At 46.4% G+C, this 13,509-nt stretch carries 14 protein-coding genes; all 14 read left to right on the top strand.

What is annotated here, in order from left to right; translation table 11 throughout:
• The first annotated feature begins 4 nt into the window (after positions 1 to 4).
• The 14 genes from nagA (at position 5) to OKC27_RS07290 (ending at position 13,396) form a co-directional block, all read left to right on the top strand.
• Positions 5 to 1,204 carry an N-acetylglucosamine-6-phosphate deacetylase gene (gene nagA / locus OKC27_RS07355; protein WP_333563340.1) on the top strand — a complete coding sequence of 400 codons (1,200 nt, stop codon included), beginning with the start codon at positions 5 to 7 and terminating at the stop codon, positions 1,202 to 1,204.
• Entirely contained in the window at positions 1,195 to 2,049 is an 855-nt protein-coding gene (locus OKC27_RS07350) for a tagatose bisphosphate family class II aldolase (RefSeq protein WP_270806100.1), read from the top strand. Before nagA ends, OKC27_RS07350 begins: the two co-directional genes overlap by 10 nt.
• A gap of 391 nt (positions 2,050 to 2,440) precedes the next feature.
• The gene (agaV, locus tag OKC27_RS07345; protein ID WP_270806099.1) at positions 2,441 to 2,941 is read left to right on the top strand and encodes a PTS N-acetylgalactosamine transporter subunit IIB; all 501 of its coding nucleotides are present in this window, start codon (positions 2,441 to 2,443) and stop codon (positions 2,939 to 2,941) included.
• Between the two features lie 49 nt (positions 2,942 to 2,990).
• Complete coding sequence (gene agaW / locus OKC27_RS07340; RefSeq protein ID WP_270806098.1) at positions 2,991 to 3,755, top strand: PTS N-acetylgalactosamine transporter subunit IIC; 765 nt, start codon at positions 2,991 to 2,993, stop codon at positions 3,753 to 3,755.
• On the top strand, positions 3,745 to 4,647 hold the full coding sequence (locus OKC27_RS07335) for a PTS system mannose/fructose/sorbose family transporter subunit IID (RefSeq protein WP_270806097.1): 903 nt from the start codon (positions 3,745 to 3,747) through the stop codon (positions 4,645 to 4,647). The genes agaW and OKC27_RS07335 overlap by 11 nt, the downstream gene beginning before the upstream one ends.
• Positions 4,648 to 4,709: 62 nt before the next feature.
• Positions 4,710 to 5,150: a PTS galactosamine/N-acetylgalactosamine transporter subunit IIA gene (agaF, locus tag OKC27_RS07330; RefSeq protein ID WP_270806096.1), complete on the top strand. Its 441-nt coding sequence runs from the start codon at positions 4,710 to 4,712 to the stop codon at positions 5,148 to 5,150.
• A gap of 161 nt (positions 5,151 to 5,311) precedes the next feature.
• Positions 5,312 to 6,142: a 5-dehydro-4-deoxy-D-glucuronate isomerase gene (gene kduI, locus OKC27_RS07325; protein WP_270806095.1), complete on the top strand. Its 831-nt coding sequence runs from the start codon at positions 5,312 to 5,314 to the stop codon at positions 6,140 to 6,142.
• 65 nt (positions 6,143 to 6,207) lie between these two features.
• Positions 6,208 to 6,963 (top strand): 2-dehydro-3-deoxy-D-gluconate 5-dehydrogenase KduD, encoded by a 756-nt coding sequence (gene kduD, locus OKC27_RS07320; protein ID WP_213393752.1) that lies wholly within the window; start codon positions 6,208 to 6,210, stop codon positions 6,961 to 6,963.
• 15 nt (positions 6,964 to 6,978) lie between these two features.
• Positions 6,979 to 8,025 carry a glycoside hydrolase family 88/105 protein gene (locus tag OKC27_RS07315; protein WP_270806094.1) on the top strand — a complete coding sequence of 349 codons (1,047 nt, stop codon included), beginning with the start codon at positions 6,979 to 6,981 and terminating at the stop codon, positions 8,023 to 8,025.
• Between the two features lie 174 nt (positions 8,026 to 8,199).
• Positions 8,200 to 9,417, top strand: a complete 1,218-nt coding sequence (locus OKC27_RS07310) for an anaerobic sulfatase maturase (RefSeq protein WP_270806093.1) — start codon at positions 8,200 to 8,202, stop codon at positions 9,415 to 9,417.
• 68 nt (positions 9,418 to 9,485) lie between these two features.
• The gene (locus tag OKC27_RS07305) at positions 9,486 to 10,958 is read left to right on the top strand and encodes a DUF2264 domain-containing protein (protein ID WP_270806092.1); all 1,473 of its coding nucleotides are present in this window, start codon (positions 9,486 to 9,488) and stop codon (positions 10,956 to 10,958) included.
• A gap of 253 nt (positions 10,959 to 11,211) precedes the next feature.
• On the top strand, positions 11,212 to 12,165 hold the full coding sequence (locus OKC27_RS07300; protein WP_270806091.1) for a sugar kinase: 954 nt from the start codon (positions 11,212 to 11,214) through the stop codon (positions 12,163 to 12,165).
• Positions 12,162 to 12,803: a bifunctional 4-hydroxy-2-oxoglutarate aldolase/2-dehydro-3-deoxy-phosphogluconate aldolase gene (locus tag OKC27_RS07295; RefSeq protein WP_270806090.1), complete on the top strand. Its 642-nt coding sequence runs from the start codon at positions 12,162 to 12,164 to the stop codon at positions 12,801 to 12,803. The genes OKC27_RS07300 and OKC27_RS07295 overlap by 4 nt, the downstream gene beginning before the upstream one ends.
• Complete coding sequence (locus OKC27_RS07290) at positions 12,800 to 13,396, top strand: DJ-1/PfpI family protein (protein WP_270806089.1); 597 nt, start codon at positions 12,800 to 12,802, stop codon at positions 13,394 to 13,396. Before OKC27_RS07295 ends, OKC27_RS07290 begins: the two co-directional genes overlap by 4 nt.
• The last annotated feature ends 113 nt before the right edge of the window (positions 13,397 to 13,509 follow it).

The following is a 13,509-nucleotide window of genomic DNA, read 5'->3' as shown; positions in this document are numbered from 1 at the left end:
TTTAATGGTCGAGCGGATCAGGGCGCGCCATCTGTTAACCGAAACAGGTTGGCGAGAGGCCTGCTGGCTAGAGCATGAGAATGGCTGGATAACGGCGATCGGCTCTCTCTCTCAAGAAAATATGGGGTTTGATGTCGAGCTGCTGGTGCCTGCGCTGATCGATGGTCATGTCCACGGTGGGGCTGGCGTCGATGTCATGGATAACGACAGCAACGTCCTCGGCACCTTGTCGATGGCCAAGGCAGCAGAAGGGGTCGGTGCCTTTCTCGCCACCACGGTCACCGCACCGCTTCCCGAGATCGAACAAGCTCTTGGCCGCATCTCCGACGGTGTTGCCAACGGCATGCCGGGTGCCGAGTTGCTTGGCTGCTATCTGGAAGGTCCTTACTTCACCCCGGACAACAAGGGCGCCCACGATCAAGCGCTGTTTCGGGAGTTGGATGTGTCCGAGTTGAACCATCTGCAACAGCTGGCTCGAGGCACCCTGAAAGTGGTCGCGCTGGCACCAGAAAAGCCCAATGCCATCACGGCTATTCGCCATCTCGCCGCAAACGGCGTGCGGGTGATGCTGGGCCACTCGGCGGCGGATCACGACACTACTATGGCTGCGCTGGCAGCGGGCGCTTCCGGGCTGGTGCACTGCTTCAACGGCATGCGAGGTCTGCACCACCGCGAGCCCGGCATGGTGGGTGCGGGTCTGGTCCATCCCGATGCCTGGTTGGAGCTGATCGCCGATGGTCATCATGTCCACCCGAGCGTGCTCAAACTCTGCCACTGCTGCGCCGGTGAGCGCCTGCTCCTTATTACGGATGCGATGCGTGCCGCCGGTATGCCAGATGGTCACTATCTGCTCGGCAACTATCGGGTCGAAATGAAAGAGGGGGTGGTTCGCACCGAGGCCGGTGGCCTGGCCGGTAGCACCCTTACGTTGCTAGATGCCGTGCGCAACATGGTCAATTTGGCAGGTATCCCTCTTGCCGATGCCATCCGGATGGCCTCACTGGCCCCGGCAAAGATGCTCGGCATTGCCGATCGCCTCGGCTCGCTGGCAGTTGGCAAACAGGCCAACCTGCTCGCCCTCACGACTGAACTCAATCAACAACACATCTGGGTGGCAGGCCGGGAGATAAACCCGACCCAGCTCTCCTCCCTTTTCTCAGGATCTCGCGTCAATCAGGACGCTCAGGAGTCACTATGTATCTGATCTCTTCCCATGAAATGCTCAAAGATGCTCAGCGCCGCGGCTACGCCGTGCCCGCTTTCAACATCCACAACCTGGAAACCGTCCAGGTGGTAGCCCGCACCGCCGCTCGGATGCGCTCTCCGGTGATTTTGGCTGGCACTCCGGGTACCTATCGCCATGCCGGGGTCGAATATCTGGTCTCCATCTGTCAGGCCGCCGCCCATGAGTACCGCATCCCGCTGGTGCTGCATCTGGATCACCACGAAGACGAGCAGGACATCCACAGCAAGGTCGAAGCGGGTATTCGCTCGGCCATGATTGATGCCTCGCACTTTGCGTTTGAAGAGAACATCGAGAAAGTGCGCAGTGTGGTCACCTTCTGCCACCGCATGGGTGCCAGCGTCGAAGCCGAACTGGGCCAGCTGGGTGGTCAGGAAGATGACCTCATCGTTGATGCCGCAAATGCCAAATTTACCGATCCGCTCAAAGCGGCCGAGTTTGTCCGCCGCACCGGCATCGACTCACTGGCCGTTGCCATTGGCACCGCCCACGGCCTTTACAAAGAAGAGCCACGTCTGGACTTCGCTCGCCTCGCCGCGATCCGCGAGCAGGTGGATATTCCGCTGGTGCTGCACGGCGCCTCCGGCGTACCGGAAGCCGATGTGCGCCGCTGCATCGAGCTCGGGATCTGCAAGGTCAACGTTGCGACCGAACTGAAGATCGCCTTCGCCGATGCGATGAAAGCCTTCCTTGGCTCTCATCCGGATGCCAGCGACCCGCGCCAGTATCTGGTGCCCGCCATGGCAGCTATGGAAGAGGTGGTCGAAGCGAAAATCCGCATGTGTATGAGTGAGAACCGTATTTGATTTGGATAGGTTATCTATTGCCTGCGATGTATATCCGTTTGTTGACGTCTATTAACGTGCTGCAATGAGCTGGATTCATCTGTTTACTATCCGCAAGTGAGATGCATTCTTATAGAAGAAATTAACCAGTTAGAAAAAGCATTGGTGAGGCCTCCCTCTTTCGATGTCTTTTTATTAACTTCGTGAAAGCGATCTCATTTTCGTTTTCTTTCAATTTATTAATGTCTGGACTAGCGTTAAGCTAAGTAAAACACAGTTAGTGCGGCGGGGACGAATAACGACATCAGGTATGTACTAGTAAGCATAATGATGTTGCTAGTTAATTTAATCAGATGGCTTAGTGTGTTGCCTGCATATATGCCGGTATGCCTATAACATAGGAATGAAATATATGACAACTCCAAATATTGTATGGACTAGGATTGATGAACGTTTGTTACACGGACAAATTCGTATCACATGGGGTAAACACACAGAGGCAAATCTGATTCTTGTTGCTAATGATGATGCAGCAGAAGGCCCCAATGCTGCCTTTATGCAAGCTGGTATGAAAGCTTCCGCAGGTGGAGAATATGCAGTTAGATTTTTCACTATTAAAAAGACAATTGATGTGATTCATAATGCATCAGATAAACAGCGAATATTTATTCTTTGTAATAACCCGACGGATGTTGCTCGTTTGGTCGAGGGAGGGGTTCCGATCACCCACTGCAATATCGGTAATATGCATTATCATGAAGGCAAGAAGCAAATCGCAAAAACAGTGTCTGTTGATGATAATGATATTAAAGCATTTGAGCGCATGACCCAAAAGGGGGTATGTTGCACGGTTCAAAATACACCTGATCAAAACGCATTGGATATCTTTGAACTGGTTAACGGCGCCGCCTGACATTAAAAAATAAGATATATTTACATTTACTTTCAAAAAGGAATTAAGCATGTTTTTCGAAGCTATGCTTGTCGCAATATGGGCATTTTTTTGTGGTATCGATAAATATGATGTCGCACTAAATATCCACCGTCCGATTATAACCGGTCCGGTAGTTGGATTGATTATGGGGGATATGCAAATTGGCTTGGTTGCGGGGGCTACTCTGGAGTTAGCTTGGTTAGGATTGGTACCTAACGCAGGTGCTCAGCCACCTGATGTCACAATGGGCACCATCGCAGCAGTCGCATTTGCTGTGATGACTGGTCAATCCGCAGAAGTGGCTATGGGTGTCGGGATGCCCATCGCAGTCCTGATGCAGATGCTAGTGATAGGTTTCTTTGCATTGACTTCTTTCACTATGGGCAAGGCGGATCGTTACGCTGAACAGGCTGATGCATCTGGTATCGATCGATTATTGATAGCGACAATCTCACTACGCTCCATGCTCTACGCTGTCATTGCATTTATGACAGTCTATTTTGGGGAGCACGGTGCCGCCTGGATAGATGCAAATGCACCAACAGTATTGCTTGAAGGGTTGGGCATCGGTGCCAAAATGGTGCCGGCGATTGGTTTCGCCATGCTGCTAAAAATCATGTGGTCCAAAGAAGTTGCAGGGGTGTTTTTTATCGGTTTTGTAATGACAACCTACTTGAAGCTGCCAATCATGGCTGTTGCAATCTTGGGCGCATCTGCCGCAGCACTTTATTACTTCTTTAGTGGTAATAGCAATTCAAATAAGCAAGCAGAGGAATTTGAAGATGGCATCTGATATTACTATGTCCCCATTAAAAACGGATCTCACTGTATCGCAGGTAAAAAGTAAATCGTTAGTAGATAACGTAGATGCATATGAAGATACCGCAGTTCGTCAAGTTATTACCAAGAAAGATTTATGGATTTGCTCATTGCGTGGCTTGTTTATGGAGGGTAACTTCAACTTTGAAAGAATGCAGGGCGGCGGGTTTGCGTACTCTATCATCCCTGCTTTGAAAAAGATTCATGGTAATAATGAAAATGATCTGGCTAAAGCCTTGAAAAATCATCTGCAGTTTTTCAATGCTAGTCCTAAGTTATTTACCTTCCTGCTAGGCACAGCTATAGCAATGGAAGAGAATAAAGAAAAACCCTCCACTGTCAACGTGATGAAAGTGGCTGGTATGGGCCCTACAGGTGGTATTGGTGATGCGATTGACCATATGACGCTGATGCCATTGACGCTAGCCTTGGGGGCATCTATCGCTATTGAAGGGTCTATTGCTGGGCCGTTTGTCTTTTTCTTGTTATATCAAGTAGTACACTTCTTTGTTTATTTTGGATTGATGTTCATGGGATACCGCGCTGGTACTGCAGCGATGGTTAACATGAGTGACGCAACCGAAAAGTTAGCGAAAGCCGCCAATATTATGGGTATTTTCGTAATTGGTGCGCTATCTGCGACTTTTATAAAGTTGCAGACGACGGCATCCTTAGAGCTCGGTGGTAAAACGGTAGAGCTTCAAGCTTCGTTGTTTGACAAAATAATGCCAAATTTATTGCCGTTAGCATTGGTATTCTTTATGTTCAAAATGGTGAAAGGTACGGGTTTTTGGGCTAAACCACCAGTACTGATTTTTTCAACATTAGCTGCCGGAGTTATCGGACATTATCTTGGTATTATCTAGAAATAGTCATCATTACTAGTGGGGGGCTATCCCCCCCCCTAAATTAAAGAGGGGTTCATTACATGATCGGTATTGTAGTATCTGGACATATCAATTTTGCATCCGGAATGGCGTCTGCAATAAAAGCGATTGTGGGAGAGCAAGAGCAGATTCGATTCGTTGATTTTGTTGAATCAATGTCTACTGATATGTTGGAACATGAATTGAGAAAGGCTGCTCGATATGTTGACTCTGGCGATGGTGTGCTCTTTCTGACAGATATACCTGGCGGTTCGCCAGCTAATCGTGCTTTAGCAATTCTGATGGACACAGATAAAATTGAAGTATTGGCCGGCGTCAATTTGCCGATGATTGCTAATGCGGCATTTGAACGTGATGGAGTATCACTCATTGAGTTGGTAGAGATACTGCAAGAGATCGGTAAAAATACAATGAAAGATATGCGGAAAGAGCTCGTGGCTGCTATGGCTAATGAGGATATCACTGAGGCCAACGGCCTTTAATTCTACTGTTTTAATATATTTAAGAGCACGTTAAGGCAATAAAGTATTCATGTCTGTTGCAATTTTTAAATGGCGTAGCTGATAGTAAAATATTAGAGATGAATTGATAGTAAGACGCTGTGAACGCTAATATTGCGATGCATATAAATTGAGGTTTTAAAATGGAAATTCGTCAACCCATCCATAGTGAACATGCGAAACACTTAGATACAAGTGGCCTGCGTCGCCATTTTCTGATCGAAGAGATGTTCCAGCAGAATAAAATCAATCTTACCTATAGTCACATAGACCGTATCATCGTTGGTGCCGCTGTACCACTTGGTGAGCCTCTTTCTCTGGAAGGTGGTAAGGAGATCGGGGTTGAGTTCTTTCTACAACATCGTGAGTTGGGTGTGATCAACATCGGTGAGCCAGGTTTGGTGACTGTTGATGGTAAGACTTTTGAGATTGGTGCTCGTGAGGCTCTCTATGTGGGCATGGGAGCGCGTGAAATTGTATTTTCCAGCGTAAAACCGGAGCATCCTGCGCGTTTTTATCTTAATTGTGCTCCGGCTCATCATGCTTATCCGACGCGCAAAATCTCTCGTGAAGACGCTGCTCCAGAATCTTTGGGAAGTCAGGAAAATTGTAACGTTCGTACCATCTATAAATACTTGCATCCTTCGGTACTGCCGACTTGCCAGTTGCTGATGGGAATGACAGAACTCGCTCCAGGCAATCTGTGGAATACCATGCCTTGTCATACCCACGAACGCCGCATGGAGGTTTATCTCTATTTTGACATGAGTGAGAACAACCTGGTTTTTCACTACATGGGTGAACCACAGGAGACTCGGCATCTGGTGGTGCGTAATGAACAGGCGGTGATAAGCCCCAGTTGGTCTATCCACTCTGGTGTGGGTACGGCAGCTTACACCTTCATCTGGGGTATGGTCGGTGAAAACCAGACTTTCCACGATATGGATCATGTTGCCATGAGTGATTTGAAGTAAACCCTACCAATTAATTTATGCGGGTTGCTTGACGCAAGCCAATCCGCCTTGTCGCAGGAAGAAATATGAACATGTTTGATCTCATGGGTAAAGTCGCTATGGTGACCGGCTGTAATACCGGTCTTGGGCAGGGCATGGCATTGGGTCTTGCGCAGGCTGGGGCTGATATCGTTGGTGTCGGTTACGAGCCTGCTGCTGAGACACAGGCTGCCATTGAAGCAATGGGTCGGAAATTTCACTACATCACAGCAAATTTGATGCAACAGGACTTGCTGGGGGCAATTGTCTCAGAAGCTGTCGAAGTAATGGGTGGTGTAGATATTCTAGTGAACAATGCAGGAATTATTCGCCGTCAAGATATTCTTGAGTTTACAAATAAGGATTGGGATGACGTAATTAATATCAACCAGAAGACGGTATTCTTCTTGTCACAGGCAGTAGCCAAGCAATTTGTTAAACAAGGTCGCGGTGGCAAGATCATCAATATTGCCTCAATGCTCTCGTTCCAGGGCGGTGTAAGAGTTCCTTCCTATACAGCCAGTAAGTCTGCGGTAATGGGTCTGACGAGAGCTCTGGCCACTGAACTTGCTCATCACGGCATTAATGTTAATGCCATTGCGCCAGGCTATATGGCAACAGATAACACAGCTGCTTTACGTGCGGACGAGGCTCGTAACAACGCAATATTGGAACGGATCCCAGCGAATCGTTGGGGTGCACCATCTGATCTGGCTGGCCCTGCGGTATTCTTGGCATCTGCTGCCAGTGACTATGTGAACGGCTACACATTGGCCGTTGATGGCGGCTGGCTGGCTCGTTGATAAGGAGAGCTGACTATGTCATCAGTAGCTAGAGCTGAGGTGCTGGCAGCGATGAAGCGTGTATATCGCTATCAAGCGGCCCATCAGACCCGTAGTGTGATTCGTCGTAGTGGCAAGGTTCGATTTATTAAAGATACAGATTGGGAGCGGGGGGTATTTTGGTCTTGTGTTGCGAATGCATGGCAAGCAACGGATGACACTGAGTACCTGGATGGGGTGATGAACTACACCCTGCATACCGGCTTTCGGGCCGGCCCCAACCCACGATTTGCTGATGATCACGTGTGCTGTCAGGCTTACCTGGATGTCTATCCATTGGTCAACCAGATTGAAGCGCTGGAGCCGACCATCAAAGCCCTCGATTTGATGTTGGAATCCCCGGTGCCTGGTCGCCAGGATTGGTGGTGGTGTGACTCTCTATTTATGGCTCCCCCCGTGTTTGCAGGGCTCTCCCAACTGACCGGTGATCACAAGTATCTGGATTATATGGAGCCTGCATTTTGGGATGCGGTGGATCATTTATTTGATCCACAAACCGGTCTCTTCTTTCGTGATCATCGCTATATCCCTGATGGAAAAGGGGGCGAGTTGCGTGAAGCGAATGGAGAACTGGTTTTCTGGAGTCGAGGGGTGGGGTGGGTGCTGGCCAGTATTCCTCGCTTGCTAGCGCGATTGCCTGAGAACCATCCATCACGGGAACGTTACTTGACACTGTTTTGCGGCTTGGCCAAGACAATATGTCGTTATCAACAGCCGGATGGATTTTGGCGTACCAGTTTGCTTGATCCGGAGCATTTCCCCGCTCCAGAAAGCAGTGCAACGTCATTGTTTTGTTATGGTTTGGCGTGGGGGATCAATCAAGGGATTCTGGCTCGTGATGAGTACTTCTCATCCGTGCTTTCATCCTGGCAGGCATTACTCGGTTGCATCCATGAAAATGGCATGATGGGTTGGGTACAGTTGCCTGCGTTTAACCCGCGTGATGTTCAGTCACACCATAATATTGATTATGGTGCGGGTGTATTTTTGCTAGCTGCAACAGAGGTAATGCAACTCGCGTAGTGTAGTGGCGTGTACCAGTCGTAGGATATGAAGACCCAGCTTAATTGGCTGGGTTTTCTTTTGCTTCGTTTCTTTTCTATTACATCTGGTTAATTGTGACTTAATGCAATAAATTCTTTCATCTCGTTATGTATACTGCTGCGAGAGTTACAATTTACTTAAAGTATTGGTGTCATGAACATGGATCAAAAGAGTCAAACAGCATTTCATATGATGGCGAAGCCAACAGGCTATCGTTGTAACCTCAAGTGTGATTACTGTTTTTATCTGGAGAAGGAGCACACCATTCATCAGGATAGTCCCACCGCGTCACAGGCTATGTCAGATGCCACTCTGAGGCGTTACATCCGGGAATACATCCGTTCTCAACATAGCCAGCAGATTGACTTCTCATGGCAGGGGGGGGAGCCAACTCTCGCAGGCTTGGACTTTTATCGCAATGTAGTGGCATATCAACAGCAATATGCGGATGGAAAGCACATTACGAACAGTTTTCAGACCAATGCGATCGGGATTAATCGTCAATGGGCAGAATTTTTTGCCAAACATAATTTCTTGGTCGGTGTGTCGGTAGATGGATTGCAAAGTGTACACGATGCATATCGTGTTTCAGTGAATGGTAATCCAACATTTGATCGGGTACAGCATGCGATAGAATTATTGAAGGAGTTTAGTGTAGAGTTCAACACCCTGACAGTAATTAATGATAAAAATTGGGATAAGGGGCGCGAAACCTATCTTGCTCTGAAAAAACTGGGTGCTAATTTTATGCAATTTATTCCTTTGGTTGAATTGTTACCTAGTAGTCAGGCTGATAATAATGGTTATTATACACCTATGCCAAATCCTCGACTAATGGATTTCTCTGTACCTGCTCAAGGATATGGTCGTTTTATGAATGATGTATTTGATGAGTGGCGTAGATCTGATATCGGAAAAGTTTTTATTCGTATGTTTGACAGCATATTAGCTGTCTGGATGGGATATCCCGCATCTTTATGTATTCACTCAAAAGAGTGTGGACAGGCAATGGTCATTGAGGCCAATGGTGATCTGTATTCTTGTGACCATTATGTATATCCTGCCAATAGGCTAGGAAATATCCATCTACATTCACTTGTCAGTATGGCTACAGGCAAGATGCAAAAAAAATTTGGTACCGTAAAGTCACAGAAATTGACCGAGCAATGCAAGCAATGTGAGGTCTATTCACTTTGTTATGGTGGATGTCCAAAACATCGAGTGTTATCGATATCCGGAGAGCGGTATCGTCATAATTATCTCTGCACATCATATCGCCAAATATTTTATCATACTGCTCCAACAATGCAGATGATGGCTGAGGAGATACAGCGTGGCGGCATTGCAGCGAATGTTATGCATAGGCTTTGATAATACAAGCATGCATGATTTTTCTCTATTATATAGCCATCCAACTATTTGAATGTGAGAAAGTCTCAATGAGTGATATTAAAATAACAAAACGGCCAATAGTACCTTATGAAAATCCGAACTGGAACATGTATCTTCACCTTTTTCAAGAAAACCTAGTAAGACTTTTTCACAAAAAACGTTCATATACACGCAATGATAATTATATATCAACGATTTTTTCAACACCTCATACTGAATTAAAATTTCAGTGTGATGAGTTAGTTAAATATGTGGCTGAGGCTTTTGAATATTATGCTGTTTGGGATTATACGCATGCTTATTATCCCGGACGGCCAAGCCAGCAGAATGCTCGAACTGATGCTATGGAGGGGGCTAGCCGGTTGTTACCTACGTTGGCTGCCTGGTTATATTCAAAGGCACCAAATGAAAGCAATTTAGTTTTGGCAGATGGTCGGCAGTTATCGCCGGCAGATATTATTTATACAGCTTTTCTTGCTGGAACAGACTCCAATCACCCTGGCTTTTGGGGGGTGATGCATGATTGCGATCAACGTATCTGTGAAAGTGCGGATTTAGCATTGACGCTATGGTTGAGTAGGGAACATGTTTGGATAAGATTTGATAATGATGAACGAGCAAAAATAGTAGCTTGGTTTAGCCAGGTAAATACACTGGTCACTGTTGACAATAATTGGCACTTATTCCCCCTAACCGTTCAGTTTGTCCTGAAATCGTTAACCGGTGTGGATCATGTAGACCATGATAAATACGAAAGAATTAAAGAGTTTCATGTCGGTGCTGGGTGGTTTCGCGATGGCGCACTAGGTAACTATGACTATTATAATGCGTGGGGATTCCACTATTCACTGTATTGGCTAGACCAGATTTTACCTGATTTTGACCCTGAGTTTATTCGTGGCACTCTAGCTGAATTTGTTGCTTCCTATCGTTATTTATTTACTACCCAGGGATTGCCATTTTTTGGCCGTAGTGCTTGCTATCGGCTAGCCGCAGCTGCCCCTCTGATTGCAGCTGCAGATCACGGCATCTTGCCATCAGGTGAAGTGAAGCATGCTTTTAGTTCTTCGCTTTCTTATTTTATTTCGAACGGGGCACTGGAAGCAGGCCTTCCAACTCAAGGAGTATTTGGGGGTGATGATCGGTTAATAGATAACTACAGTGGCCCAGCAAGTAGCCTCTGGTCTTTGCGGGCCTTGAATGTGGCTCTCTATTGCGGGGAGCGAAGTGGTCTCTGGGAGGCGCAAGCATTACCACTACCGGTAGAGCAAGGTGATTTTACTCTTGCGGTACCTGCTATTGGACTCCAGATCCAGGGTGTAAGGGAAACAAATGAAGTGGTTGCACTATTCCGTTTCGATTATACCGCGCAGCAGAGTCCTTTGACGCGACGTTTGGAGCAGCAACACTGCTGGAGTCGTTGTAAAGAATGGGTCATAGGAAGGGCAGAAAGACCGAAAAACAACCTGCTTCGAAAGGGCGTTACTTGCTACACCTCAAAAATGTTTCATTTCTTCTAGGATATCTTACGATTCTTTTCTTTTTATGTGATCAAGATCTTTGTGATTGTCATTTTGTTTCGCTATCCTCCTCTTATGGTTTGAAACGAAACTATTGGAGCATGGTGTGTTCCTGTGCCAATAAGATATTTGCGATATGGAACGTATTTGCTCGTCATAGGCTTATGAACTGGGTAAGCAGGAATACGTCAGCTCTTTCACTGATAGTGCATGGTGACTCATATGTGCCTTACGATTAAGGTGGATAACTCAAATGGATAAACAACCTGGTGGTATCGCGATACTCGGTGAGTGCATGGTTGAATTGAGCGGACCAGCATTCGGCATTCAGCAGCAAGCGTTTGGGGGCGATACCCTGAATACCGCTATTTATCTCTCCAGATTATTACCAGATCTATTTCCTCGTTATGTCACTGTACTGGGCCATGATCATTACAGCGATGGTATGTTGGAACGTTGGAAAGAAGAGCAGATAGATTGCTCTATGATATTGCGAGATCAGAATCGGCTTCCTGGCATGTATGCCATCGAGATAGATAAGCAGGGGGAACGTTGTTTCCATTATTGGCGCAATGAATCCGCAGCACGTTTTCTCTGTCAACATGATAAATTTACGTCATGCCTGGATAAACTACATGGTATAGATTTGCTTTACCTCTCTGGGATCAGTATCGCCATTTTACCTGAAGAGGATAAGGATACATTGATTTTGGCTTTGCAGTCACTTAAAGCCGCGGGTGTCACTATTGCATTTGACTCAAATTATCGTCCTCGTCTCTGGGATAATCATGCTCATGCGGCAATGTGGATTAATCGGTTATATCAACTCTGCGATATTGCGTTGGTAACTGCAGATGATGAAAGTCTGCTGCTGGATGAACCTCAGAGTTCAGAGATGATTATTGAGCGTTTGCACCATCTTGGTGTTAGCCAAGTTATTATCAAATTGGGTAAAGAAGGTGCAATGTGGTCCTTACTGAATGTTGGCTGCGGATTGAGTCGAGGTGAACAGGTCCAGAATGTGATCGATACGACAGCTGCTGGTGATTCGTTCAACGCGGGGTTTTTGGCTGCTCGACATCATAATCTATCGGTAGCGGAGTGTTGCCGATGGGGTAACAAGGTCGCAGCAGAAGTTATACAGCATCGAGGCGCTATCATTGGCCGCCACTATATTGAGACGTTAACGAGGGAGTTGAAATCATGATGAGCAGGTGGCAAGAGCGGCTGGGGAAATTAAAAGTAGTTCCAGTGATTCAGATCGACAATGCCATGGATGCAGCCATGTTGGGTAAAACTTTGGTTGAAAATGGTTTGCCTGCTGCCGAGATCACCTTTCGCACTCCAGCAGCAGCGGAAGCTATTCGTCAGATAAAGGCAACAATCCCTGATATTATTCTTTGCGCAGGAACAGTATTGACACGGGAGCAAGCGGATCAAGCTATTAGTGCTGGTGCTGATTTTGTGATTAGTCCTGGATTGAATCCAAACATTGTTAAATACTGTCAGGATGCAGAGATCGGGATTATTCCAGGTGTGAATAATCCTAGCCAAATAGAACAGGGGTTGGAGCTGGGACTTCAACTATTGAAATTCTTTCCCGCAGAGGCTTCTGGTGGTGTAGCTATGTTGAAGTCGCTAGCAGGACCATATCCCCAAGTTAGATTTATGCCTACCGGAGGAATTAACTTGAGTAATTTGCTGAGCTATCTGGCATTGCCACAAGTATTAGCCTGCGGTGGTACTTGGATTGCCACACCGTCAGCTATTAATAGTCATGATTGGAACTCTATTGGTCGTAATGTTAAAAACACTATCAGTTTGATTTCGAAGGGTTCCGCATGAATGAGTTTAAACATGTTGCGGTGCTATTGGCTGATGGATTCGAAGAGGCAGAAGCGGTCGTATTTATCGATATAATGCGAAGGCTGGATATTAAAGTAGATGTACTCTCATGCATGGCGACAACCAAATTATCAACATATTTTGGTACCAAAATTGAGGCTGATGCTCTTCTGGATGAAAAGGTAAATTTTCTGTATGACGCCATTATGATGCCTGGCGGACCCAAAGGAACCGACAATCTTTTTGGTTCTCTAGATGTTCACAACTTCATTACAATGCATATTGCTAACAACAAATTAATTTGTGCACTTTGCTCTTCAGGAGCAAAGGTTCTTGCTGCACATAACTTGTTACAAAATCACCAATATACTTGTGGCAGTGGATTGGAGAAGAAGTTTTCTGATGGTGAATATGTTGATAAAAAGGTTGTTGTGGATGGGCAGTTCATCACAGGCAAGGGTCTCGGTGTAAGTTTTGAATTTGCATTTACTGTTGCCCATCACTTATTAAGTGACAATCAAGCCAAGGTAGATTGGCAGGCACAACATATTTATTTTGAGCATTGGCCGCTGTCTGAATTGGATAATGGTTAGTTTTGGCCATATGCTGATGGTTTATTGGGCATGTAAACCTCAGAGATCCCCTCATTTTTAGAGACTCAAATAATTCCAAGTGTGCGGGTATATAAGCGGTGTTGCTTCAGGTA

It is taken from the genome of Aeromonas sp. QDB62 (assembly GCF_027705695.1).
GTDB lineage: Bacteria > Pseudomonadota > Gammaproteobacteria > Enterobacterales > Aeromonadaceae > Aeromonas > Aeromonas allosaccharophila.
Note: the sequence above shows the minus strand (reverse complement) of the source record. Positions and strands in the feature narration are given on the sequence as shown.

Coding starts and splice junctions, on each gene's coding strand:
- nagA (WP_333563340.1), top strand. CDS start 5: ATGGTCGAGCGGATCAGGGCGCGCCATCTGTTAACCGAAACAGGTTGG.
- OKC27_RS07350 (WP_270806100.1), top strand. CDS start 1,195: ATGTATCTGATCTCTTCCCATGAAATGCTCAAAGATGCTCAGCGCCGC.
- agaV (WP_270806099.1), top strand. CDS start 2,441: ATGACAACTCCAAATATTGTATGGACTAGGATTGATGAACGTTTGTTA.
- agaW (WP_270806098.1), top strand. CDS start 2,991: ATGTTTTTCGAAGCTATGCTTGTCGCAATATGGGCATTTTTTTGTGGT.
- OKC27_RS07335 (WP_270806097.1), top strand. CDS start 3,745: ATGGCATCTGATATTACTATGTCCCCATTAAAAACGGATCTCACTGTA.
- agaF (WP_270806096.1), top strand. CDS start 4,710: ATGATCGGTATTGTAGTATCTGGACATATCAATTTTGCATCCGGAATG.
- kduI (WP_270806095.1), top strand. CDS start 5,312: ATGGAAATTCGTCAACCCATCCATAGTGAACATGCGAAACACTTAGAT.
- kduD (WP_213393752.1), top strand. CDS start 6,208: ATGAACATGTTTGATCTCATGGGTAAAGTCGCTATGGTGACCGGCTGT.
- OKC27_RS07315 (WP_270806094.1), top strand. CDS start 6,979: ATGTCATCAGTAGCTAGAGCTGAGGTGCTGGCAGCGATGAAGCGTGTA.
- OKC27_RS07310 (WP_270806093.1), top strand. CDS start 8,200: ATGAACATGGATCAAAAGAGTCAAACAGCATTTCATATGATGGCGAAG.
- OKC27_RS07305 (WP_270806092.1), top strand. CDS start 9,486: ATGAGTGATATTAAAATAACAAAACGGCCAATAGTACCTTATGAAAAT.
- OKC27_RS07300 (WP_270806091.1), top strand. CDS start 11,212: ATGGATAAACAACCTGGTGGTATCGCGATACTCGGTGAGTGCATGGTT.
- OKC27_RS07295 (WP_270806090.1), top strand. CDS start 12,162: ATGATGAGCAGGTGGCAAGAGCGGCTGGGGAAATTAAAAGTAGTTCCA.
- OKC27_RS07290 (WP_270806089.1), top strand. CDS start 12,800: ATGAATGAGTTTAAACATGTTGCGGTGCTATTGGCTGATGGATTCGAA.